At 66.1% G+C, this 22,545-nt stretch carries 25 protein-coding genes; 14 read left to right on the top strand and 11 right to left on the bottom strand.

Annotated features, from left to right (window positions below; all coding sequences use genetic code 11):
* Positions 1-108: 108 nt before the first annotated feature.
* The 5 genes from H292_RS0111320 (at position 109) to H292_RS0111340 (ending at position 5,099) form a co-directional block, all read left to right on the top strand.
* On the top strand, positions 109-1,227 hold the full coding sequence (locus H292_RS0111320) for a citrate synthase 2 (protein ID WP_019664367.1): 1,119 nt from the start codon (positions 109-111) through the stop codon (positions 1,225-1,227).
* Between the two features lie 276 nt (positions 1,228-1,503).
* On the top strand, positions 1,504-2,625 hold the full coding sequence (gene serC / locus H292_RS0111325; RefSeq protein ID WP_019664365.1) for a phosphoserine transaminase: 1,122 nt from the start codon (positions 1,504-1,506) through the stop codon (positions 2,623-2,625).
* Positions 2,626-2,718: 93 nt separating this feature from the next.
* On the top strand, positions 2,719-3,387 hold the full coding sequence (locus H292_RS0111330) for a rhomboid-like protein (RefSeq protein WP_020111507.1): 669 nt from the start codon (positions 2,719-2,721) through the stop codon (positions 3,385-3,387).
* 100 nt (positions 3,388-3,487) lie between these two features.
* On the top strand, positions 3,488-4,330 hold the full coding sequence (gene sepH / locus H292_RS0111335; RefSeq protein WP_027498763.1) for a septation protein SepH: 843 nt from the start codon (positions 3,488-3,490) through the stop codon (positions 4,328-4,330).
* Between the two features lie 34 nt (positions 4,331-4,364).
* A complete protein-coding gene (locus H292_RS0111340; protein ID WP_019664362.1) occupies positions 4,365-5,099 on the top strand; it encodes a DUF6928 family protein in 735 nt (244 codons plus the stop codon).
* On the opposite strand, the gene H292_RS0111345 is transcribed toward H292_RS0111340, so the two are convergent.
* Entirely contained in the window at positions 5,056-5,346 is a 291-nt protein-coding gene (locus H292_RS0111345; protein WP_020111509.1) for a DUF2537 domain-containing protein, read from the bottom strand. The two genes, H292_RS0111340 and H292_RS0111345, sit on opposite strands and share 44 nt — an antisense overlap.
* A complete protein-coding gene (locus H292_RS0111350; protein ID WP_020111510.1) occupies positions 5,343-6,152 on the bottom strand; it encodes a TrmH family RNA methyltransferase in 810 nt (269 codons plus the stop codon). The genes H292_RS0111345 and H292_RS0111350 overlap by 4 nt, the downstream gene beginning before the upstream one ends.
* Positions 6,153-6,209: 57 nt before the next feature.
* Between H292_RS0111350 and H292_RS0111355 the strand changes: the two genes are divergently transcribed.
* On the top strand, positions 6,210-7,409 hold the full coding sequence (locus tag H292_RS0111355; RefSeq protein ID WP_020111511.1) for a GNAT family N-acetyltransferase: 1,200 nt from the start codon (positions 6,210-6,212) through the stop codon (positions 7,407-7,409).
* 4 nt (positions 7,410-7,413) lie between these two features.
* On the opposite strand, the gene H292_RS0111360 is transcribed toward H292_RS0111355, so the two are convergent.
* Genes H292_RS0111360 through H292_RS0111370 form a run of 3 tightly spaced genes read right to left on the bottom strand, consistent with a single transcriptional unit; the run spans position 7,414 to position 9,633 of the window.
* Positions 7,414-8,055: a response regulator transcription factor gene (locus tag H292_RS0111360; RefSeq protein WP_019664358.1), complete on the bottom strand. Its 642-nt coding sequence runs from the start codon at positions 8,053-8,055 to the stop codon at positions 7,414-7,416.
* Positions 8,052-9,092 carry a sensor histidine kinase gene (locus tag H292_RS0111365; protein ID WP_020111512.1) on the bottom strand — a complete coding sequence of 347 codons (1,041 nt, stop codon included), beginning with the start codon at positions 9,090-9,092 and terminating at the stop codon, positions 8,052-8,054. The genes H292_RS0111360 and H292_RS0111365 overlap by 4 nt, the downstream gene beginning before the upstream one ends.
* A gap of 16 nt (positions 9,093-9,108) precedes the next feature.
* Positions 9,109-9,633, bottom strand: a complete 525-nt coding sequence (locus H292_RS0111370; RefSeq protein WP_230594381.1) for a hypothetical protein — start codon at positions 9,631-9,633, stop codon at positions 9,109-9,111.
* 171 nt (positions 9,634-9,804) lie between these two features.
* Here H292_RS0111370 and H292_RS0111375 point away from each other — a divergent pair, with 171 nt between their 5' ends.
* The 5 genes from H292_RS0111375 to H292_RS0111395 are packed head-to-tail and all read left to right on the top strand — an operon-like array spanning position 9,805 to position 13,593.
* Positions 9,805-10,029 (top strand): hypothetical protein, encoded by a 225-nt coding sequence (locus H292_RS0111375; protein ID WP_020111513.1) that lies wholly within the window; start codon positions 9,805-9,807, stop codon positions 10,027-10,029.
* Positions 10,026-10,946 carry an ABC transporter ATP-binding protein gene (locus H292_RS0111380; RefSeq protein ID WP_020111514.1) on the top strand — a complete coding sequence of 307 codons (921 nt, stop codon included), beginning with the start codon at positions 10,026-10,028 and terminating at the stop codon, positions 10,944-10,946. Before H292_RS0111375 ends, H292_RS0111380 begins: the two co-directional genes overlap by 4 nt.
* Complete coding sequence (locus H292_RS0111385; RefSeq protein WP_020111515.1) at positions 10,943-11,716, top strand: ABC transporter permease; 774 nt, start codon at positions 10,943-10,945, stop codon at positions 11,714-11,716. Before H292_RS0111380 ends, H292_RS0111385 begins: the two co-directional genes overlap by 4 nt.
* 33 nt (positions 11,717-11,749) lie before the next feature.
* Positions 11,750-12,991, top strand: coding sequence for a sensor histidine kinase (locus H292_RS0111390; RefSeq protein WP_037188362.1), 1,242 nt, complete (start codon positions 11,750-11,752; stop codon positions 12,989-12,991).
* Positions 12,988-13,593, top strand: coding sequence for a response regulator transcription factor (locus H292_RS0111395; RefSeq protein ID WP_019667292.1), 606 nt, complete (start codon positions 12,988-12,990; stop codon positions 13,591-13,593). Before H292_RS0111390 ends, H292_RS0111395 begins: the two co-directional genes overlap by 4 nt.
* Here H292_RS0111395 and H292_RS0111400 read toward each other — a convergent pair.
* The 3 genes from H292_RS0111400 to H292_RS0111410 form a co-directional block, all read right to left on the bottom strand.
* Positions 13,561-14,844 (bottom strand): MFS transporter, encoded by a 1,284-nt coding sequence (locus H292_RS0111400; protein ID WP_170947491.1) that lies wholly within the window; start codon positions 14,842-14,844, stop codon positions 13,561-13,563. The genes H292_RS0111395 and H292_RS0111400 overlap by 33 nt on opposite strands.
* 143 nt (positions 14,845-14,987) lie before the next feature.
* The gene (locus H292_RS0111405; RefSeq protein ID WP_019667294.1) at positions 14,988-15,416 is read right to left on the bottom strand and encodes a MarR family winged helix-turn-helix transcriptional regulator; all 429 of its coding nucleotides are present in this window, start codon (positions 15,414-15,416) and stop codon (positions 14,988-14,990) included.
* 52 nt (positions 15,417-15,468) lie between these two features.
* The gene (locus H292_RS0111410; protein ID WP_019667295.1) at positions 15,469-16,923 is read right to left on the bottom strand and encodes an NCS2 family permease; all 1,455 of its coding nucleotides are present in this window, start codon (positions 16,921-16,923) and stop codon (positions 15,469-15,471) included.
* A gap of 18 nt (positions 16,924-16,941) precedes the next feature.
* On the opposite strand from H292_RS0111410, the gene H292_RS0111415 reads away from it, so the two are divergent.
* Positions 16,942-17,190 carry a DUF2530 domain-containing protein gene (locus tag H292_RS0111415; protein ID WP_019667296.1) on the top strand — a complete coding sequence of 83 codons (249 nt, stop codon included), beginning with the start codon at positions 16,942-16,944 and terminating at the stop codon, positions 17,188-17,190.
* A gap of 174 nt (positions 17,191-17,364) precedes the next feature.
* A complete protein-coding gene (locus H292_RS28415; protein ID WP_167336921.1) occupies positions 17,365-17,511 on the top strand; it encodes a hypothetical protein in 147 nt (48 codons plus the stop codon).
* Here the strand turns inward: H292_RS28415 and H292_RS0111425 are convergent.
* From H292_RS0111425 to H292_RS27095, 3 genes are read right to left on the bottom strand one after another with little or no spacing between them, the layout of a single operon-like run.
* Positions 17,477-18,025 carry a phosphatase PAP2 family protein gene (locus tag H292_RS0111425; RefSeq protein ID WP_019667297.1) on the bottom strand — a complete coding sequence of 183 codons (549 nt, stop codon included), beginning with the start codon at positions 18,023-18,025 and terminating at the stop codon, positions 17,477-17,479. The genes H292_RS28415 and H292_RS0111425 overlap by 35 nt on opposite strands.
* Positions 18,015-20,729 carry a sacsin N-terminal ATP-binding-like domain-containing protein gene (locus H292_RS0111430; protein WP_020111517.1) on the bottom strand — a complete coding sequence of 905 codons (2,715 nt, stop codon included), beginning with the start codon at positions 20,727-20,729 and terminating at the stop codon, positions 18,015-18,017. Before H292_RS0111430 ends, H292_RS0111425 begins: the two co-directional genes overlap by 11 nt.
* Positions 20,726-21,655, bottom strand: coding sequence for a DUF3027 domain-containing protein (locus H292_RS27095; RefSeq protein WP_442978561.1), 930 nt, complete (start codon positions 21,653-21,655; stop codon positions 20,726-20,728). The genes H292_RS0111430 and H292_RS27095 overlap by 4 nt, the downstream gene beginning before the upstream one ends.
* 37 nt (positions 21,656-21,692) lie before the next feature.
* On the opposite strand from H292_RS27095, the gene H292_RS0111440 reads away from it, so the two are divergent.
* A complete protein-coding gene (locus H292_RS0111440) occupies positions 21,693-22,523 on the top strand; it encodes a glutaminyl-peptide cyclotransferase (protein ID WP_020111519.1) in 831 nt (276 codons plus the stop codon).
* The last annotated feature ends 22 nt before the right edge of the window (positions 22,524-22,545 follow it).

The following is a 22,545-nucleotide window of genomic DNA, read 5'->3' on the forward strand; positions in this document are numbered from 1 at the left end:
CTGTCTCGGTGCACGAACCGCCACGTTACTCCCGGGTACGAAGCGCTACAGTTCTGACCAGGCAAGCTCGAACGCGAGTCGCGAGGCTACAAGGAGAGTCCTACGGTCATGGCTGTACAACAGGTTCCCGAAGATTTCGTCAGTGGTCTCGAAGGCGTCGTCGCGTTCACCACCGACATCGCCGAGCCGGACAAGGACGGCGGCGCGCTGCGCTACCGCGGCGTCGACATCGAAGACCTCGTCGCCAAACACGTCACCTTCGGCAACGTCTGGGCACTGCTCGTCGACGGCCGCTTCGGACCAGGACTCCCACCGGCCGAGCCGTTCCCGCTCCCCATCCACACCGGCGACGTCCGCGTAGACGTCCAAGCAGGCCTGGCGATGCTCGCCCCCATCTGGGGCTATCAACCCCTGCTCGACATCGACGACGCCACCGCCCGCGACCAACTCGCCCGCGCCTCGGTCATGGCACTGTCCTACGTCGCACAGTCCGCACGCGGCATCTACCAGCCGGCCGTGCCGCAGAAGAAGATCGACCAGTGCGAAACCGTCACCGCACGCTTCATGACCCGCTGGAAAGGCGACCCCGACCCCGCGCACACCGAAGCCATCGACGCCTACTGGGTCTCGGCCGCCGAACACGGCCTCAACGCCTCCACCTTCACCGCCCGCGTCATCGCCTCCACCGGCGCCGACGTCGCCGCCGCACTCTCCGGAGCCATCGGCGCCATGTCCGGCCCACTGCACGGCGGCGCACCCGCCCGCGTCCTCCCGATGATCGAGGAAGTCGAGAAGAACGACGACGCCCGCGCCCTCGTCAAAGGCATCCTCGACCGCAAGGAAAAGCTCATGGGCTTCGGGCACCGCGTCTACCGCGCCGAAGACCCTCGCGCCCGCGTCCTGCGCGCAACCGCCAAGCGCCTGAACGCCCCGCGCTACGAAGTCGCCGCCGCACTGGAACAAGCAGCTCTGGCCGAACTCCGCGAACGCCGCCCCGACCGTCCCATCGAAACCAACGTCGAATTCTGGGCCGCGGTCATCCTCGACTTCGCCGAAGTACCCGCTCAGATGATGCCCGCCATGTTCACCTGCGGCCGCACCGCCGGATGGTGCGCCCACATCCTCGAACAGAAACGCCTCGGCAAACTCGTCCGCCCCGCCGCCATCTACACCGGCCCCGCACCACGCACCCCCGAATCCGTCGACGGCTGGGGACAGATCGTCTGACACCGGCGCAGCGTCCGGCGGTCGGTCGACGCGCGGGTTTCAGTGGGAGCGCGTCTTCAACACACGCAGTCGCTGCAACCCGCGCAGGCGCGCCCAGGTGACCGAACGGCACATTCGGTCTCCACCGGACCGTGAACGCGCAGGTTCCAGCCCCATGCGCAGGTTGCAACCCTCGCGTCCAGGGCAACGTGCGCGTGGAGACCGGCGACCTGTGATCGACCCTCTTGGACTAGCCTGTACGTGCCAGTTCCCTCGATGCTTAGGATGCGCTGCTCAATGGCCGAATTGCCGATCATTCCCGCTGATCTTCTGCCCGCCGACGGACGTTTCGGCTGCGGACCGTCCAAGGTTCGCCCCGAGCAGCTGCAGTCTCTGGTGGATGTCGGTGCGTCCGTGTTCGGTACGAGCCACCGTCAGAAGCCCGTCAAGGACGTCGTTGCACGGGTGCGTGGTGGCCTGAAGGATCTCTTCAGCCTTCCCGAGGGGTACGAGGTGGTGCTCGGTAACGGTGGAACCACCGCATTCTGGGACGCCGCGGCTTTCGGTCTGATCCGCGAGAAGTCGCTGCACCTGACCAACGGTGAGTTCAGCTCCAAGTTCGCCTCGGTCGCAAAGAACAACCCGTTCATCGGCGACCCGATCGTCGTGAAGGCAGAGCCCGGTAGCGCTCCGGAGCCGACGTCTGATCCGTCCGTCGACCTGATCGGCTGGGCGCACAACGAGACGTCGACGGGTGTGGCCATTCCGGTCAGCCGCCCGGCCGGCTCCGAGAACGCGCTCATCGCCATCGACGCGACGAGTGGCGCGGGAGGCCTCCCGGTGAACGTCGCCGACTCCGACGTCTACTACTTCGCCCCGCAGAAGAACTTCGCCGCCGACGGTGGCCTGTGGGTCGGCCTGTTCAGCCCCGCAGCGCTCGAGCGCGTCAGCGAGATCCAGGCGTCGGGCCGCTGGGTTCCCGACTTCCTGTCGCTGCCGATCGCGATCGACAACAGCAGCAAGGACCAGACGTACAACACCCCGGCGGTGGCCACGCTGTTGCTGTTCGCCAACCAGATCGAGTGGTTGAACGCCAAGGGCGGCCTGGACTGGGCGACCAAGCGCACCGCGGACTCGAGCTCGCGTCTGTACGACTGGGCCGAGAAGAGCGAGTTCGCCACCCCGTTCGTGACGGATCCCGCGCACCGCAGCCAGGTCGTCGGCACCATCGACTTCGACGAGAAGGTCGACGCCGCCCAGGTCGCGAAGGTCCTGCGCGCCAACGGTGTCGTGGACACCGAGCCGTACCGCAAGCTCGGACGCAACCAGTTGCGCGTCGGTATGTTCCCGGCGATCGAGCCGGACGACGTCACCGCATTGACGAAGAGCATCGACTGGGTCGTGTCGGCTCTCGGCTGACCAGCACCTGGTTGGCAGCAAGCTCACAGCACGGGCGTTCCCTTCGAGGGCTAAACTAGTTGGCATCTGCAACTATCTCGAAGGGAGCGCCCTGTGCGTTGGCCGGCGGTCCTTCTGCGACTGAAAGTCACGATCGCCTACTCGGTCCTCGCCGCGACTGCCGCGATACTCGTCGGACACCTCGGCCCCCACGCACAATGGCACGTACTCCTTCGCGCCAGCACCAACCTGCACAATCTCGGCGACGGTCACGTCGGCACGCTCGTCGCAAGCGCATTCCTGACCGACGGTGAACCGAACTGGGTGTGGCTCGGCGCCGTTGCCCTTCTCTTCGCGGTCGCCGAGTGGATCTCGGGGTCGACGCGCTTCCTGCTGGCTTTCGCCGCCGGTCACGTCGGCGCGACGGTGCTCGTCGCCGCCGGACTGTTCGTCGGAATCCACGCCGACTGGCTGGAGGATTCACTCGCCGTAGCCGTCGACGTCGGCGTCAGCTATGCCGCCGCGGCCGTTGCGGGATCGCTGATCCGCTACCTACGCGGACCGTGGCGCGTGCTGTGGGCGGGCGGCTGGCTGGCTCTGGTCGGAGCCTCGGCGATCGCCGATCCGTCGTTCACCGCATTCGGCCACGCCACGGCTCTCTGCATCGGACTGACGTTGGGCGGATACTTCCTGCATCACGACGCAAAAGCTCTCCGCGACAGGTACATTGCCGACGCGGCAACGGAATCCGTGCACCCGACTAGCGCAATGACTAGTCTTTGACAAGAACGCGGCGGGTGCGTGTCGCAGACACGCTCGACGTCACGAGTGGATTACTGTCGACGAGGACGATATCGCGAGTCGGCGCGATGAGGAGGTCAAGGTGCGGGATCTACGCGTGGTCGGTCTCGAACCCGATGGGCAGTACGTGATCTGCGCAGATCCCAAAACCGGCGACAAATTCCGGCTTCCGGCCGACGACAAACTCCGCGCGGCCTCTCGCGGCGACATCGCTCGACTAGGACAGATTGAGATCGAAATGGACAGTTTGCTTCGCCCCAAGGAGATTCAGGCCCGAATTCGAGCGGGTGCCACCGTCGAACAGGTGGCAAGCGACTCCGGAATGGCACTGAGCCGTGTCGAGGTCTTCGCCCATCCCGTTCTGCTCGAACGCTCGCAGGCCGCGACGATGGCGCAATCCGGTCACCCACTTCGTCACGACGGCCCCGCGGTCCAGACCCTCGCGGAGGTCGTCGCACTGGCCTTCCGCGCACGCGGCCACCACCTCGACGAGGCCACGTGGGATGCGTGGCGGGACGAGGACAACAAGTGGGTCGCGCAGCTGAAATGGCAGGCCGGCCGCACCACCAACAAAGCGCACTGGCAGTTTCTGCCCGACGGACACGGCGGCACCATCACCGCTCTGGACGACGCAGCGGCCGAGCTGGTCGATCCGGACTTCGGGCGTCAGCTCCGCGGTCTCGCGCCGGTCCGAGCCCTCGAAGTTGCCCCGCAGGAAGAGTCGCAGCAGACGTTCGACGAGTACTACGGCACCACCGCGGACAGTGAACTCGACGAAGCCGCCGACGACGAACCGGCGGAGGTCGTTGTGAACGAGCCCAAACATGATGCACTTCCGGCACCCAAAAAGGACAAGAGGGGCAAACCTGCCATGCCGTCGTGGGAAGATGTTTTGCTGGGTGTCCGCAGCAGCGGGCACAGCTGACATGAACCGCTGACAGTCGAGAAGGGTGCCGGGAGTGGGGGTCAAAGTATCGACCATCTGGTACACCGACGCACCTGACCCGGCGTCCTTGTTACGCGAGACGTCGGCGTCCGATCACGCTGCGGCCGCGGCCCTCGTCGGCCGGTTGATCCCCGACCTCACCGCGCTGCCGACAGCACCGACCCCCTTGCCGCAGTCCGCCGGAGTCGGACCCGACGCGATCGTCGTCGGTTGTTACCCGGGCACCACCGTCGTGTGTTCGCTGAACCTCTCGATCGCCAAACCGTCGTTGATCCCGGAGTCCTGGGTACGGCCTCTCGCCTCGGAGCACACGTACTTCGTTGCAACCGACCCGGAGAACGCATGGGGTGCGTTCGCCTACTGGGAACGCGGAACCCTTCGCCGCTCGTTCAGTGCGACCCCGATCTACATCTACGAGGACCTCGGCCTGCCGCTGGTGTGGGAGCGACCGTTCTGGGCAGGCGAACGCCCGTTGATCTATCCGCCCGGGGTGCTACCGGACCCACAATCGCTTCCGTTCCATCCGCAGGAATTCGCGGAAGCAGCGAACGCAGAATGGCTCGGGTTCCGCTACACGGGAGCGCCGCGCGGCGACGAGTTCGATCCGATGTCCGTTCCCGCGTCCGGTTTTGCGCTCTACACACCCGGCGAGGAACCGGCCGCCGAAGCTCCCGCACCGGTGTCCGCGCCGACCGATCGCAAGTTCATGCGTTGGCTGCGACGGAAATCCCCAGAGCCACAAAGCTGAGCACCCCGCCGACGCACACGCCGTACACCGGCCATCGCCACACCCGCGTCGACCGCCACCGCAGTACGGTCGGAGCCGCACCGCCGACGACGATCAGGTTGATCCCGATCGCGAGGAACACGTTGATGTGGGCGAGTTCTCGTCCGAACGCCGTCAGGGCAGCGCCGACGAGTACGGCCACGAACACTGCCACCGGGATGCCGGTGAACAACACGTCACGGTCGCGTGCCACGGCCCTGTCGGTCACGACGGCTGCAGCCGAACACGTTCGTAGAACGCCATCGCGGCAGCCGTGGCGACGTTGAGCGAATCGGTACCGGGCGCCATCGGGATCCGGGCCCTGACGTCGGTGGCGCGCATCGCGTGTTCGGTCAGTCCTGGCCCTTCGGCGCCCAGCAGCAGGGCCACCTTCTCCCCGGTCATCGCCTCCGCCAGAGGAATCGCCGACGGGTTGGGCGTCAGCGAGATGGTCTGAAAACCTCTGTCCCGGAGTATCTTCAGACCTCGAGGCCACTCCGGTACGCGGGCGAACGGCACTCGAAGAACGTGCCCCATCGACACTCGCACCGCGCGACGGTAGAGCGGGTCCGCACACGCGGCACCGAACAGCACGGCGTCGGCACCGAGTCCGGCCGCGTTGCGAAACATCGACCCCAGGTTCTCGTGATCGTTGACGCCCTCCAACACGACGACAGTTCTGGCGCCGTCGAGTACGTCCGCGAGCTCCAGTTCCGGCGGGCGGTGCGCGGCGGCGAGAACGCCACGGTTCAGGTGGAAACCGACGGCCTCGGCCATCACGTCCGCGGTCGCCCGATAGAACGGCACGTCGACGCCGTTGAGTCGGTCGCCCAGCTCTTTCAGGCGGCGGTCGACACCGAGAAGGCTGATGGGCGCGAACCTCGAGGTGAGCAGACGCTCGGCCACGAGCACACCTTCCGCGATCACCAGGCCTTTGCCGTCGGGCAGATCGGGTCGACGGTCGGACGAGTTGAGATCGCGAAAGTCGTCGAGCCGCGGGTCCGCGGAGTTTTCGATGTCGATTACGTGTACCACGTGTCCATCTTCCCACCCGTATGAAAAGCGTCCCCGTCTATGCCAAGCTGAGGAGCGATGACTACCGACGACACGATCACGATCCGTACCGCCACCGACGACGACTGGGATGCCGTCGCGCTGCTCGACGCGCACGCGTTCGGAGAGCACCAGAATTCCGAGGACCTGGCGGAGACACAGATACTGACCAGCTCCGAACACGTCGTCATGGCGTGGGACGGGGATGCGCCCGTCGGAGTCGCGATGCACTTCCCGATGTCGGTGACGGTCCCCGGCGGCACGCAGGTGGAGGCGTCGGGTGTGTCGTGGGTGTCGGTCGCGCCGACGCACCGCAGGCGCGGAATCCTGCGACGCATGTTCACCCGGCAACACGAGAAACTCGAGAAGGCTGGTGCGCCGCTGTCGCTTCTCACCGCGAGCGAAGCCACCATCTACGGCCGGTTCGGTTACGGACCTGCCACCGAGGAACATTCTGTGGTGCTCGATCGCCGGTTCGCGCAGTTCCACAAGGACGTCCCTCCCGTCACCGGGGTTCGCCTGATCGAGTCGGCCGAGGCATCGACCCTTCTCCCGGACATCTATCACCGGTGGCAGCGTAGGACGGCCGGGGCCCAGCCCAAACCGCCCATTCGCTGGGAGCGCTTCTTCGCGGACCGCGAGAACCGGAGGCACGGACTCACCGAACTGTTCTTCATCGCGCACGCCGACGGTTACGTCGCCTACCGGCGCAGCCCCACCGAGTCCAAGATCGTCGTCCAGGAATTCATCGCCGTCACGGACCGGGCGTACGCGGAGCTGTGGCAGGTACTCGCCGGGGTCGACCTCGTCGACACCATCGAAGTGAACCAGGCTCCCGACGAAGCGTTGCCGTTCCTGCTCACCAGCAATCGTCTACCGAAGATCACCGCCCACCACGACGCACTGTGGTGCCGGATCATGGACGTCGAGGCAGCGTTGGAGGCCCGCACCTACGGAGTCGACGCGCAGTTCGTCCTCGAGATCGAAGATCCGTTCCTGAACGCGGGCGGCACCTTCGACGTGACCATCTCCGAGGGACGTGCGTCGGTGACGCGTACCGAAGCAGCACCGGACGCGACGATGAAGCTCGACGTGCTCTCGGCGATGTATTTCGGCACTCACAGCGCCACCAGGTTCGCGGCGGCGTCGAGGCTGTGGGCACGTGACCCGGAAGCGCTGCACACCGTGGACCTCGCCTTCTCCACCGACCGCGCCTCGGTCATGGGCTGGGCCTTCTAGAAATCTACGGCCGGCCGACCACGCCGTTGGTGAAGGCGTAGTGCACGGCCTGCGCCCGGTCCCGCAGCCCGGCCTTGGCGAACAGGTTATTGATGTGTGTCTTGACGGTCGCTTCGCTGACGAACAACGCCGAAGCGATCTCGCGGTTGGTGAGCCCTTCCGCGATGTGACGGAGCACTTCGGTTTCGCGCGGGGTCAGCTCCACCGGAGGAGCCGTCGGCGCCGCAGGTCGGGCGACGGCCAGCAGGCGCGCCTGCACCGCACGGTCGAGTACCGACTGACCTGCCACCGCCGCGCGGAGCGCCGCAGCGATTTCGTGTCGTCCGGCATCCTTGGTCAGATATCCGACGGCCCCTGCGCCGAGCGCGCCGAGGATGGAGTCGTCGTCCGCGAAGGTCGTCAGCACCACGACGGGCAGGTCCGGGTGTCGTCGATGCAGCTGCGCGGTCGCCTCCACCCCACCGATCCCCGGCATGCGAAGGTCCATCAGGACGACGTCGGGATCGACGCGGTCCACCTCCGCGATCGCCCCCTCGCCGTCGGACGCTGTCGCGACGACGGAAATGTCCTCGACGAGATCGAGCATCGTCGCCAGGGCTTCTCGCACCGACGTCTGGTCGTCGGCGATCACCACGCGCACGCTCATGCGTCGAGTGTGACGTGTACGCGCCACCCCTGATCGGTCGGCCCTGCCGTCGCCGTACCCCCGACGAGGGCAGCTCGTTCACGCATTCCGACCAGACCCATCCCGCTGCCGACGACCGCGCTCGGCGACTCGGACGCCTGATTGTCGACGGTCAGTTCGATGCTCTTAGGGTGGAACGTCAGTGCGACGTCGACGGGTGCGTGAGGTGCGTGCCGATGCGCGTTGGTCATCGCTTCCTGAACGGAACGAATCAGGAACTGCGAGCCCTCGACCGACGGTTCTCGCGGTGATCCGTGCACCTCGAACCTCGCCTGATCGCCGACGAGATCACGCAGCGTCGGCACCAGCGGCAGGGCGTCGTCGCGCAGTGCCTGTACCGCGCGACGTGCCTCCACGAGGCCTTCTCGCGACAGCGACTGCGCCCGTCTGATCGATTCGCGGGCGGACTCGATCCGATTGCCGTCGAGCAACGCGTCGGCGACCTCGAGCTGCATGGTCACCCCGGACAACGAATGCGCGAGAACATCGTGGATGTCGCGCGCGATCCGGGCCCGTTCGGCGAGCGCTCGTTCACGAATCTGTGCCTCCAGTGCCGCCACCCGGTTACGTCGCGAATAACCGAGAAGCGCCGGCATGCCGACGACCAATCCGGCAATGGGCGGCCAGGTGTCGATGCCGCAGGCGTCGGCGATCGCGAGCGACACCGCACACGCGACGCTCACCGATGCCGCGAGCGGTAACGACACCGACGGACGGAAGCGGTACCCGATACTGCCCGCGACGAAGAACGGGAACACCGAGGCGATGGAATCGGTCGCGAACGGAAGCAGGGCCGCGGAGGCGACGATTCCGACACCGATCAAGCCGTTGCCCACCCGTGCCGGCACCCATTTCTCCGGCGCCGTCCGCACCGACATGACGACGCTGTTGACGACGAGCAGGCACAGCACGAGAAGGCCCTCACCCTCCACCCCGAGTGGGCGGAGGGTGAGGAACGAGGCGACGACGATCACCGCCGCGAAGTACGGGGTCAGCACGGATTCAGTCTGTCACTCACGCCGCGCGGGCGGCTCCGTGCCGCCACACCGCGTGGTCACCGGTCTTGCGTGCCTGCCATGCAATGGCGTGCCCGGTACGCGTGGCGCGGTAGAGGACCACAAGGCCCTCGGCCAGGAAGCCGACGCCCAGCGACAGCATCAGCGCGTGTCCTGCGACGGTTGCCGCCGACGCGTCGATGGAGGCTTCGATCGGTGCCGCGACCAGACGTACGGCAACCGACGCGATCAGCAGGGCCACCGACGCGACCGTGTAGCGCATGAAGGCGAAGCCGTCGCGGGGTTCTATCTTGATGGTGAACCCGCGAAGCACTCCCAGAGCCGCGGCGACGGCGACGCCGAACGCCACGAAGGCAACGGCCATCGGGGTGATGCCGACGGAGCCGATACTCGCGAGGCCGATGACCGCGATGACCCCGGGGAGCACCAATGTCCGGCGAACTTCGATCATCTGACCCGTCATGCGGCGGAACAGTAGGTAGAGAACCAGGGCTGCGATGAGGACGATCCAGGTGATGTTCATGTCCACAACGCTAGGAACGATCGAGTGCATTCGTATCGACCCACGGGTGGAGATCAGGTGGAGCTCGTCTCCGCCCCCTGACATTTGTCATGGCTCGGCCGTGACATCGTCACGCCAGCCGATGACGCACAGCACTACTGGTCGCGGCCGGATCGGACGAAAGTTGTTCTCATGAAACAACCAGACGAAGGAAACCTCTTCACCGACCTGATGGAGTTCGGCCCCGCGCCGACGATGGCGCGAGAGGTCGTCGTCATCGTCATCTCCCTTGCCCTCCTGGCCGCCGTCATCGCCCTCGTGGGCACCAGCACGCTCGTGTGGATCGTCGCCGCGGTCGCGGTCGTGTTCCTCGCGGCACGCTTCGCGTTCGGTCTTCGTGAGTGGGGCAATCGATGAGCATCATCGACGTCGACGGCATGACCCGTCGTTACGGCACCGGCAAGACGGCGTTCGAGGCGGTCAGCGACCTGAATCTCTCGGTGCGGGAGGGCGAACTGTTCGGACTCCTCGGCACCAACGGCGCCGGTAAGACGTCCACTCTCGAAGTGATCCAAGGACTTTCGCGTCCGAGCGAAGGGACGGTGTCCATCATGGACATGGATCCGGTCCGCGACCGCCGCGACGTGCGCCCGAATCTGGGGATCATGCTTCAGAAGGGCGGACTTCCATCCGACCTGACCGCACTCGAGAGCCTGGAGATGTGGGCGGGCACGTGCAGCAACCCGCTGCCGGCACGCGACGTCCTCGCCCGAGTGGATCTGGCGGACCGCGCGGACACCCGGGTCAAGTTCCTCTCCGGCGGCGAGCAGCGGCGATTGGACCTGGCGTGCGCGATCATCGGGCAGCCGCGGGTGCTGTTCCTCGACGAACCGACGACGGGTCTCGATCCCGAGAGTCGCCGCAACACATGGACTTTGATCGAAGAACTCAAGCAGTCCGGTGTGACGATCATGCTGACCACGCACTACCTGGACGAAGCCGAGCAGTTGTGCGACAGGCTCGCGATCATGCACAAGGGCCGCGTCGTCCGTAGCGGAACCGTCGCCGACGTCATCTCCGGGCATCCCGCGAAGATCCACCTTGAACTGCCACCCGTGACGCTCCCCGAGCTACCCGGTGCGACGCTCGACATCGAAGGCGGTCGCCTCGTCATCTCCACCCAGACCGTGCAGGACACGTTGACCGACCTGTTGCTGTGGGCACGACAGTCCGGAGTACGCCTCGAAGGACTCGACGCCCGCGCCGCATCGCTGGAAACCGTGTTCCTCTCCATCGCAGACGAATTCGACGATCGTAAGGAAGTTGCAGCATGAGTACCCTGGCCACTCTCTCGCGCTCGGAGTTCACACTCCTCGTTCGCAACCGAGTACTGCTGTTCAACGCCATGATCATGCCGCTGCTGTTCCCCGTGGTGGTCCTGATCATCGGGCGGAACAGCGACGCGGGGTTGACCGACACGATCGTGTCCTCCGCCCTCGAAGTCTTCTCCCTGTTCCTGCTCGTGTTCCTGGTGTACTACAACTTGCTCTCGGCGTACGCCACGAGACGGGACGAGCTGGTACTCAAGCGACTTCGCACCGGTGAAGCCACGGATAATCAGATCCTGCTCGGCCCGGCCGTACCGTCGTTCGCCCTGACGATTCTCCTGACCATCGTCATCGTCGCCGTCATCGCAGTCCTGGGAGGCGGACTCCCCGTCAACCCGATACTCCTCGTGATCGGATTCGGCGGCGGCGCAGCACTGTTCGCCGCGCTGGCCCTGATCACGTCGACGTTCACCCGCAACGCCGAGGCAGCACAGATCACCAGCCTGCCGATCATCCTCGTCGCCATGGCCGGAACGTCGTTCCTGCGGGGAATCGTTCCCGAGTCGGTGGACACGGTCATCGACCTGACTCCGATGGCGGCCGTCCTCGACGTCGTCAACCTGGGGTGGCTCGGAACCACCGATCCGGATTCGGCCGCACTCGCCTTCGCCGACACCTTCTCCCCCGCCCTGAAGCCGATTCTGGTCATCGCCGCGTGGATCGTCGGGTCGATCGTGATCGCCAAGACGCACTTCCGCTGGGAACCGCGTGCCTAGAGTCCTCGGTCACGCTCTGGAAAGGTGGAGGACATGAACCTGCGGCGCTACCTCGATCCGCGAACGACATGGCGGGACACCACCGATGTCGACAAGGTGCGGCTCTACACCCGCCAGTCGTTCGTGAGCATCATCGTCCTTCTCGGAGTGGTCGCGCTCGCAGAATCGGTGACCGAACGACTGTGGGTGTCCGGAGTCGCTCTCGCCGTCACCGCGGGCGCGACCGTGATCACGGTGCACCGGATGCCGATCATCGGCGGAATGCGCACCGGCGAGATTCGGTGGCCCCTCGCCGTCACGGCGGTCGCTGCAGTGGTGGCGGGGATCGCCGGAACGGCCACGTTCAAGATGTGGGCACTGCTCATCGTGGCCATCCCGGTGACGGCCCTCGTCCCGCTCCGGTGGTCGGCGGCCATCGGGGTGGTCGCCGGAGTCGCAACCGGCGTCTCCCCTTACGGCCCCCTCGCCGGCGTCATCGCATTCGTAGTCGTGGTGGGTATGGCAGCCACGGTCAAGCTGTCGATGTGGCTACTGGCCGTCGTCACCGAACTCGACGCGTCCCGGGAGGCGGCAGCCCTGCTGTCCGTCGCCGAGGAGCGACTTCGATTCTCCCGCGACCTGCACGACGTCGTCGGCCGCGCTCTGTCCGCCATCGCGGTCAAGAGCGAACTCGCCGCCACACTGTCCCGACGCGGCGACGAGCGGGCCGCCGAGCAGATGGAGGAAGTCCGAGACCTGGCTCAGCACTCCATGACCGAGGCCAGACAACTCGTCCGCGGATACCGCTCGATCGACCTCGCCGCCGAACTGAACGGAGCATGCTCGCTCCTGCGTGCCGCAGGCATCGACACGACCGTCACCGGCAGCCCCGACGACGTCTCACCCCACTTCAGCGAAGCTGCCGCCTGGATCGTGCGCGAAGGTGCCACCAACATCCTCCGCCACTCCGACGCCACCCTCAGCAGCTTCGACGTCACCGAGAACTCCGTCCGCATCACCAACAACGTCCCCCACCGGCAACGGACAACCGACGGCACCGGACTCGCAGGACTCCGGGAACGACTCGCCGCCGTCGGCGGAACCGTCGACACCACCCTCACCGAGGACGAGTTCACCCTTACCGCGACCTTCGCCTCGGCGTCGGCATCGGCATCGGCATCGACGAGCACCTCCACCCCCGCCCACCCCACTCCCGCCCACCCCGGTCATTCCGCAGGCTCCACTCCCGCCCACCCCGGTCATTCCGCAGGCTCCAACCCTAAGGTTGGTTCATGATTCGCGTACTCCTGGCCGACGACGAGAACCTGATCCGTTCCGCCCTCGCGACGATGCTGTCGCTCGAGGACGACATCGACATCGTGGCGCAATCCGATTCCGGGGAAGCAGCCGTCACCGCGGCGCAGCAACACTCACCCGACATCGCTGTTCTCGACCTGCAGATGGGCGGAATCGACGGTATCGAGGCCGCGGGACTCATTGCCGACGCCGTCCCCACCTGTGCCGCCATCATCGTCACCAGCCACGGCAGGCCGGGGTATCTCAAGAAAGCATTGGAAGCCGGAGTTCGCGGGTTCCTACCGAAGACGACATCGGCCGCGACGCTCGCCGAAGTTGTCCGGACCGTGCACGGAGGCGGCCGATACGTCGATCCATCGCTCGCCGCGGAAGCAATCGGCGCGGGAGATTCTCCACTGACCCCGCGTGAAGCGGACGTGCTCGAGTTCGCGGCGGACGGCGCGACCATCGCCGAAATCGCCTCACGCGCTCACCTGTCCCAGGGAACCACGCGCAATTACCTGTCCTCGGCCGCTGCGAAACTGGGAGCAGCCAACCGGCACGAGGCGTCAGCCGTTGCGCGACGCCACGGCTGGATTTGACGTCACTTCCAAGGACGGCAGCCGACGACCGGGCGCGGCCCGGCTGACCCCGATCCGTAAACCGTTGTGCTTCAGCAGGTACACGGCCGCGATGACGCCGGTCAGGAGCGAGACGACGCCGCCGACGACGAGAGGGGCGCGGGGGTCCAGTACGTCCGCCAACCACCCGAGGACCGGACTTCCGATCGGTGTACCGCCGAGGAAACAGAGCATGTAGATACCCATGACTCGTCCACGCATGTCCGACGGCACGGACATCTGCAGTATGTTCATCGCCGACGTCGAGAACGTCAGGTTCAGTGCACCCGTCGGAATCAGCAGCAGCGCAACGAGCAGGTAGTTGGGCATCAGGCCGACGAGAAGTTCGAACACACCGAACGCGATGACCGCCCCGAGGAACAACCGGAGCCGAGGCGTCGTCGATCGTCGCGCGGCCAACGTCGCTCCCAGCAATGTGCCCACCGCCAGCGTCGTCGACAGCAGACCGTATGCATCGGCACCGCTGCCGAACGAGTTCCGAGCCAACACCGCAAGACTCAGCGGAAAGTTCAAGCCGAACGTGGACACCACGAACACCGTCGCCAGCAACACTCGCAGGTCGGGCCGTCCCCACACGTAGGAAAAACCGGCTCGTACTTGCCCTTTCGCTCGTGGGGCACGTTCCACGGCGAACAAGTCCTTGGCGCGCATCGCGATCAACGCACCGAAGACGGCGGCGAACGACGCTGCGTTGATCAGAAAGACCCAGCCCGTTCCCACGAGCGTGATCAGGACACCGGAAATCGCGGGCCCGATGATCCTGGCCATGTTGAACGTCATGGAATTCAACGCAATTGCGTTGGACAGAGTCTCCTTGCCGACCATCTCGATGGTGAAGGACTGACGCACCGGAGCGTCGATGGCGGACGAGCACCCCAGCACGAAGGCGATGACATAGACATGCCACAACTCGACTACGTTGCCCACGTCCAACAGTCCGAGCACCAGACCACACACCGCAGCGAAGACCTGCGTGATCATCAGAAGCTTGCGCTTGTCGTAGCGGTCCGCCAGCACACCGCCCCACACCGACAGCAGCAACGTCGGACCGAACTGCAACGCCATGACGATGCCGACGGCAAACCCGTTACCGCCGGACAGCGTCAGAACCAACCAGTCCTGAGCAACACGTTGCATCCAGGTCCCGACGAGCGACACGATCTGCCCCGACGCCCACAATCGGTAATTGCGCGTACGAAGCGCAGCGAACATCGGCGAGGCTGTGGGCACCCCATAGATATTAAACCTATCTAACGAGTCGTTCCGCAGGCTCCACTCCTGGCCTAACGAGTGGTTCCGCAGGCTCCACTCCTGGCCTAACGAGTCGTTCCGCAGGCTCCACTTCCGCTCCCTGCCTATTCGGACTCGCTCACCAACGCGCTGATGATCCCGACGGCATCGCGCAGGGTTGCGAGCTGGGTCTCGTTCAACCCGGCCAGCTGCGCAGTCATCCACGCCTCCCGCGCACTCGCCTCGTCCGCGATGAGCGTGTGCCCGGCGGGCGACAGCGACACGATCACCTGACGGCCGTCGGTCGGATGCGCGGTGCGCACCACCAATCCCAGGTCTGCCAGTGACGCGATGACCCTGGTCATCGACGGTGGCTGCACGCGTTCACGAGCCGCGAGAGCCCCCGGTGTCATGTCCCCCTCACGGCTCAGCGTGGCCAAGGCCGACAGCTGAGTCAACGACACTTGCGAATCGACTCGTCTCCCCCTCAGATGACGAGTCAATCGCACGACGGCAAGCGACAGGTCGCTCGCCAGTTCACGGTTGTCCTTCACGTTATTTCCCGACGTCACAGCGAGGAGACTACGCCTAGCAGCGAGGATGAGCTCAGGTAACCGCGTCCGTGATGGGTCCGACCACGAAATACGCCACGAACAGTAGAGCGACGACCCAGAGCAGGGGATGTACCGACTTGGCCTTGCCTCGACCGACCGCGAGTATCACCCAGGCGATGAAGCCGACGCCGATACCGTTCGCGATGGAGTAGGTGAACGGCATCACGAGGATGGTCAGGAACGCGGGAAGAGCGATCTCGAACTTCGTGAAATCGATGTCCCTGACCTGTCCGATCATCAACGCACCGACCACGACCAGGGCGGGGGCCGCGGCTTCGATCGGGACGATGGCGGTCAACGGCGTCAGGAACATCGCCGCGAGGAACAGCACACCGGTGACGACGTTGGCCAGGCCGGTACGCGCTCCTTCCGCGATTCCCGACGCGGACTCGACGAACACCGTGTTCGACGACGCCGACGCCCCGCCGCCGGCGATGGCTCCGGTGCCTTCGATGACGAGTGCCTTGCCGATGCCGGGGAGCGTGCCCTTCTCGTCGACGAGATTCCCCTCCTTGCCCAGACCGGTCATCGTTCCCATCGCGTCGAAGAAGTTCGCGAGCACGAGCGTGAACACCAGCAGGCTGGCAGCCAGTACACCGATGCGGGTGAACGCACCGAACAGGTTCACATCTCCGACCAACGACAGGTCGGGGATCTGGAAGAGCTGATCCGGGAGAATCGGGACGCTGAGGTTCCACCCCTTGGGGTCGACGCCCTGCGACGGACCCACGTCGGTGACGGCCTCGACGATGGCCGCGACGACGGTGGTGACGACGATTCCGATGAGCAGTCCACCGCGCACCTTGCGTGCGACGAGGATGCCCATGAGGAGAAGTCCGAAGACGAACACTGCCGTCGGCCACGACGCGATGGAGCCGTCGATGCCGAGCCCGACGGGAACCGTCGTACCGGCGGCGTCGGGAATTCGCCGGACGAATCCGGAGTCGACCAGACCGATGAACGCGATGAACGCTCCGATGCCGGCCGCGATCGCAGCTTTCAGCTCGGACGGGATCGCGTTGAACACGGCGGTACGGAATCCGGTGACGGCCAACAGCACGATGATGATCCCGTCGATCACCACCAGACCCATTGCCTCGGGCCATGTGACCTGAGGCGCAATGGTCACCGCCAGCAGGGTGTTGATGCCGAGTCCGGCTGCGATGCCGAAGGGGTAGTTGGCGACGATGCCGAACAGAATCGACATGAATCCCGCGACGAGCGCGGTCACGGCAGCGACTTGCGACACCGGCAAGATGTTGCCGAGCACGTCCGTCTTGGCCGCGGCGTCGTCGGCGGAGAAGCTGCCGAGGATCAACGGGTTGAGTACGACGATGTACGCCATCGCGACGAACGTGACGACGCCGCCGCGCACTTCGGATCCAACGGTGGATCCACGTTCGGTGATCTTGAAGTAGTTGTCCAGGAGCCGGGACTGGAAGGCCATGGAGGTAACCTACATTTCGTGGACCCCGAGTCGGAACCGAACGAGCTCAGCCCCAGGCTGACCGATCCGGCTCCGGTGCTCGCGGCCGGTCTCGCTCTGTGGATCGCGGCAACGGTGGTCGTTCTGCTCGTCGGCGAACGGTGGTCGTCGGCGCTGCCCGTCTGCTGGGCCGGAATCGGCGTCGGAGCAACCGGTTACGTGGTGTTTCTCGTCCAACGCGCAGCATCGAGGCGCGGCAAAAAGACCGCGCAGCGCGGCTTGAACTGACCGACCGCCGTCCATAACCCACGTCACGTCGTGCCGCCGCACGTAATCGTCGTCACGCCACACATGCTCTGACGTGCGGAAACTCACCTCTGAATCGGTTGAGTTACACAGATTTAACGTGGAGTATTGGTTATGTCAGTTTCAAGCAACCGAGTAATCCACGAAAGCAAGGCCATGAAGTTCGTTTCGCAGTTCCGTACCCGCCGTAACCACACCCGCTCGCTTCGCGCCCTCTACGCACGCGCACACGCAGTCAGCAGCCCCTCGATGCGCGACGAACTCCTCGTCATCGCGCAGCGGTCCGACTACGCGGGTCGCTGATCGCACGGACCACGACGATCCACAGCAGTCCCCACAGGGCTCCGAACACCCAGCCCGCCAGCACGTCCGTCGTCCAATGGGCGCCCAGGTAGATCCGGGAGAACCCGATCGCCAGGGTGCCGACGACGGGCAACGCCAGCAGACTGCGCCTGTGCAGCCACGGCGTTCGTGACGTCACCAGGACAGCGATCGTCACCGTCGCGAGGATCGCGGACATCATCGCGTGGCCGGACGGGAACGAATAGCTCGAGATCTCGACCAGTCGCTCCGGAACCGGTGGCCTGGCACGCCCCCACAGCAGCTTGGCCAGACTCATTGCGCCCCAACCCGTCAGCATGGCACCGCCGACCATGATCGCGTCGGGCCGCCGGCCGGACATCAGCAATGCCGAGCATCCCGCGATGGACCACACGAACATCCACACCGTGTTCCCGAGTGTCGTGATCACCCAGAACAGTGACGTCACCCAGGCCACGCGATGCTCGACCATCCACAGAAGGACGTCAGCGTCCACCCTCGGCCTCCCTGTTGTCGGCGATGTGAGTGGTGCCGTCCTCGGCCACCCACCAAGCGAGGGTTCGGTCCCCCGCCACAGCTCCGCGAAGTCGAACGATCAATTCGTGGTGCACGACGACCCGCCCCGCGGGTAAGTCGAGTCCCAGTGCCGCGCAGGCCAACACCGCCGATGGCTCACGATCGAAGGAACTCACCCGTCCCACGCCTCGGACATCACCCTGGACAGCGTCCGAGGCGAGGCGCACATCGAGCACCGAAGCCAGCACGGACGCGGACTCCAGTGTCGACAGCACGGTGACGTCGGCGTCGAGGACGGCTGCGAGCCACGGTCGATCGAGCACCATCGCATCGATCGGGTCGACGAGTGCACCCGACACGGATCGAACCTGCGGTGGCAGGTCCAGGTCGTCCTCCTCGACGCGCCCCGACGCCACTGCGTCGGCGATCGCTGTATGAGTTGTCGCGATCACCGCAGGAGTCGGTGTGCGCGAGGGATCGGCGAGACGGTCGATCAGCAGCCGGGTGAACCAGGCGCTGTCGCAGTGGGTCGGCGCCAGCGCAGCTGCGAGATCGTCCGCACTCGGGTGCTCGAACACGTCGAGCAGTCCGTCGAACGTCGTGTCCGACGGCGCACGGTATGTTCCGACCGACGTGCCGTCGACGACGGCGTGACGCCGCAACCACCACGCGGTGTATCCGTCCCGATCCTGCAGCGCGGCACGCGTTCTCGGATCCGCCAACAGCTGTGACAGCGCTTCCGGCCAGGCATCGGAGTCCACGAGATCCAGGTCGCGGACCGCGACGAGCGTCTCCGGGTCATCGGCCAGCGACGCCCACCACTCGGCCTCGTCGTCGAGATCGTGATCCGGCTCGGTCGGCAGGTCGTCGGTGACGACCCCGAATCCCCAGCCGACACCCACAGCGCGTAGCGCATCCGGTCCGTGTGAACGTACGACGGCGGGATCGACCGTACCGAACGGCGAGTCCTCGGCCAAGACGGCCGCCAACGGTGCGTCGGGCAGCAACAATTCGTCCGCCGCACGCAGTTCGCCGGTGGAACTGGCCAGCGGAATCGATCCGAGCCACCCGGGCAGACCGTCGGCGTTCGCGGCAAGAGTGAGTACGGCGTCGGTCAGCTCGTCGACGGCATCACCGTCGTCCCAGTCCAGTTCGTCCAGAAGAGCTTCCAGCGCAGGATCGGACAGCATCTCCGCGGCGGACAACTGTGCCGCGCCCAGCCTCGTCAACAGTGGACGAGCGGCATCGGGGTGAACCAACCGAGTCCAGTGCACCCCGATCGCACCGCTGACGCCGTCGGCGAGCACCGTCGTCCGCGGCCCCGTCACCGTACGGCCGTCCGCGAGTGGAACAGGAAGTGCAGCAAGCTCTTCCGATGCAACGCCGTCGACGACGAGAGCCGCGAGCCCGTCGTACAAGCGACCCCACCATGCCGGTTCGCGGTCCACACCGGTGAGCATCTCGGCGAGACGTGCCAAACCGATGCGACGAACGTCGACCGCCGCCAACGCCGCTGCGTGTCGTGGACCGGACATCGACGGCGCAACCAGGTCCGGGAACGTCTCGGCCATCACCTCCGCCAACTCGTCCGTCAGCCCGGGCAGAACCATGGCGCGGGACGGAACCAGATCCACCCCTCCGACTCCGAGAAGCCATGCAGTGGAGGATGCCTCACGCAGAATCGACTCCCGCAGGACCTCGTCCACGGCACTGCGCGCGAACCCGGGCACCGGGACGAACACAGGCCGCACCGAGGGAGGCAGGGCCGCCAGCATCCGGCCGTATCCGGCGGCAAGCCCGGCCACATCGGCACCGGGCAGTACCCGTCGGCGATCGGGTTGCATGGCCACGTCGGCGATCGGTATCGCCGGTAGCGACAACTCCTCGTCCGACCGCGTGGGCGCGCGAAGAACATTCGCGGAATCGGGTACCGGCCGGCCGTCGACGGTCGGCATCAGCCACCGCACACGCTCGGTGCGATACTGCCACCACCGGCGCCCGTCCACGTCGACGGCTTCCACCCCGACGCCGACGTCGGTGACGGCGCGTTCGAGCCGGTCGCCCGCGATGTCGATGACCGTCAGAGCTTCCAGTTCCAGCAACAGCGACGCCGCGTCCTCGCGCATCGAAGCGAGGATCTCGTCGGCGTCTCGCACCCGCAACACGATTTCGGAGTCGAACCCGTCGGCGGGCGGGACCGAACTCGGCCACGCCAGTCGCAGAACCGGAACACCGGTCGCCGGCGGCACCACCCCGGCGTCCGCCAGCGCCTGCATCGTCCGATCGGCGCTGAAGACCACTCCGCCTGCAGCGGAACGGAATTCGATCTCGTCACTGACTGCGCGCACCGCGGTGAAACCGACACCGAACCGGCCGACACCCTCGGTTTTCGCGGACACCCGCAACGCCGTCAGAGCGTGCACCCCACTTCGATCGAGCGGAGCGCCGGTGTTCGCGACGTGCAGGAACTCCCCATCCGACCACGCGCGGAGCGAACCGGGCACCCCGCCGCGTGCGGCAGCGTCGGCGGCGTTCTGCGCCAGCTCGGTCAGCAGCCGTTCGCGATAACCACCGCGCACCAGATCACTCTCGGTGGCAGAGTCCTCCCGCAATCGGGTCGGCGACGACGTCCACGCGGACAGAACCGCCGCACGCAGCGATTCGGTGTCGAATGGATCGCTCAATCGGTCGATCGATCGTCCTGCTCGGCGGCGTCGGCGATAGCCTCCGACTCGGCCTCGGGCGCGGCGACCTCAGTCGTGGCGGCCTCAGTCGTGGCGGCCTCAGGCGTGGCGGCCTCAGGCGTGGCGGCCTCAGGCTCGGCGGCCTCCGGTGCGGGTGGTGTGGCGACGACCTCGAGAGCCGCGTCGTCGTACGGGTCGAACTGTGGGGACCCGGCGCCGGTCGGCAGCTCGGTGTCGGAGTGCGCACCACAGCCGTACTCGACGTGCACCACTCGCCCGTCGGCGGAGTACTCGTTGCCGCACACTCCGAAGGCAGCCGACAACGACCCCGCGATCGGCAGGAAGAATCCGCAGAGCCCGCAGGTCGACGGAGCGGCCTTCGCCATCTCGCTGCCCGGGCCGAAGTCACCGTCGTGCCACCGTTCGGCTGCGTCGAGCCTCTCCTCCCGGCTCGGAACCTGGGTGCGACCCAGACCCAGTTCGAGAGCGACGTCGTCGACAGCGGGGTCACCGGTCGCCACGTACCCGGGAACCAGACGCGGATCCTGGTGCCGGGGCGGGAGTAGATCACCCGGTCCGAGGTCGCCCGGACGGATCCGCTCGTCCCACGGCAACCACGCGGGCGCAACGAGAGCATCGGGGCCCGGGAGCAACACGATTTCACTGATGGTCGCGACGTCGGCGTCCTCGGGCGCGGCGACGACCACCGCCCACTGCCATCCGCGGTAGCCCTGCAATTCGGCACGGAAGCGGTGGGTGGCCGCCGAGCGATCCTCGGCGGTGACGCCGAGATATTCTCCGACGCCGCCTTCGGCCGAATCGATCAGCGCCGCACGAGCCAACTCCGCGGCGTCGGCGAGAACGGGACGAATCTGGTCGAGCTCAGGAGACGATGTGAAACTCACACATTCATTTTGCCGCATCACTTCGGATGCGCCCAGTTCGGGCTGCCATGATGGGGCGATGCCTGCGCCGTTTCGTTCCAGGGTGAAGACCACAGCGGCTGCCGCGATGGGTTTGCTCACCGCCGCGGGACTGATGACCGGATGCACCGAGACGGAACCGGAATCGCCGGAGACATCGGCCGACGCGCTGTCCGTCACCGTTGTTCGCACACTGCCCCACGACCGGACGTCGTTCACCCAGGGGCTCGAGATCTCCGACGGAGTGCTGTACGAGAGCACGGGCCGCAACGGAACGTCCTACGTCCGCGTGAGCGACCTCGACACAGGCGACATCCTTCGGCAGGTCGACCTGTCCTCCTCCTACTTCGGTGAAGGCATCACCGTTACCGACAGCACGGCCTGGCAGATCACCTGGCAGGACGGTGTCGCGTTCGCCCGCGACCCGCAGACACTGGCCGAACGCGCCCGCGTCGACTACGACGGTGAAGGGTGGGGACTGTGCGAAGCGCCGACGGACGGTTCGTCGCGGCTGATCATGAGTGACGGTTCGTCGACGCTGACGTTCCGCGATCCGGCGACGTTCGACGCCACCGGCGAGGTATCGGTCACCCGGGACGGGAACCCGCTGTCGAACCTCAACGAGCTCGAGTGCGCCGAGGACGGATCCGTGTACGCGAACGTGTGGAAGACGTTCGACATCGCGCGGATCGATCCGCAGACCGGCGCCGTCACGGCGATGATCGACGCTCGGCCGCTGTGGGACGCCATGACCGACGAGGAACGGGCCGGAGCCGACGTCCTCAACGGCATCGCACAGATACCGGGCACCGACCGGTTCCTCGTGACCGGAAAATTGTGGCCGACGATGTACGAGGTGGAGTTCACGTGAGTCGGTGTACTCGCCCATCCGA

This window comes from Rhodococcus sp. 114MFTsu3.1 (genome assembly GCF_000383555.1).
GTDB classification, from domain to species: Bacteria; Actinomycetota; Actinomycetes; order Mycobacteriales; family Mycobacteriaceae; genus Rhodococcoides; species Rhodococcoides fascians_E.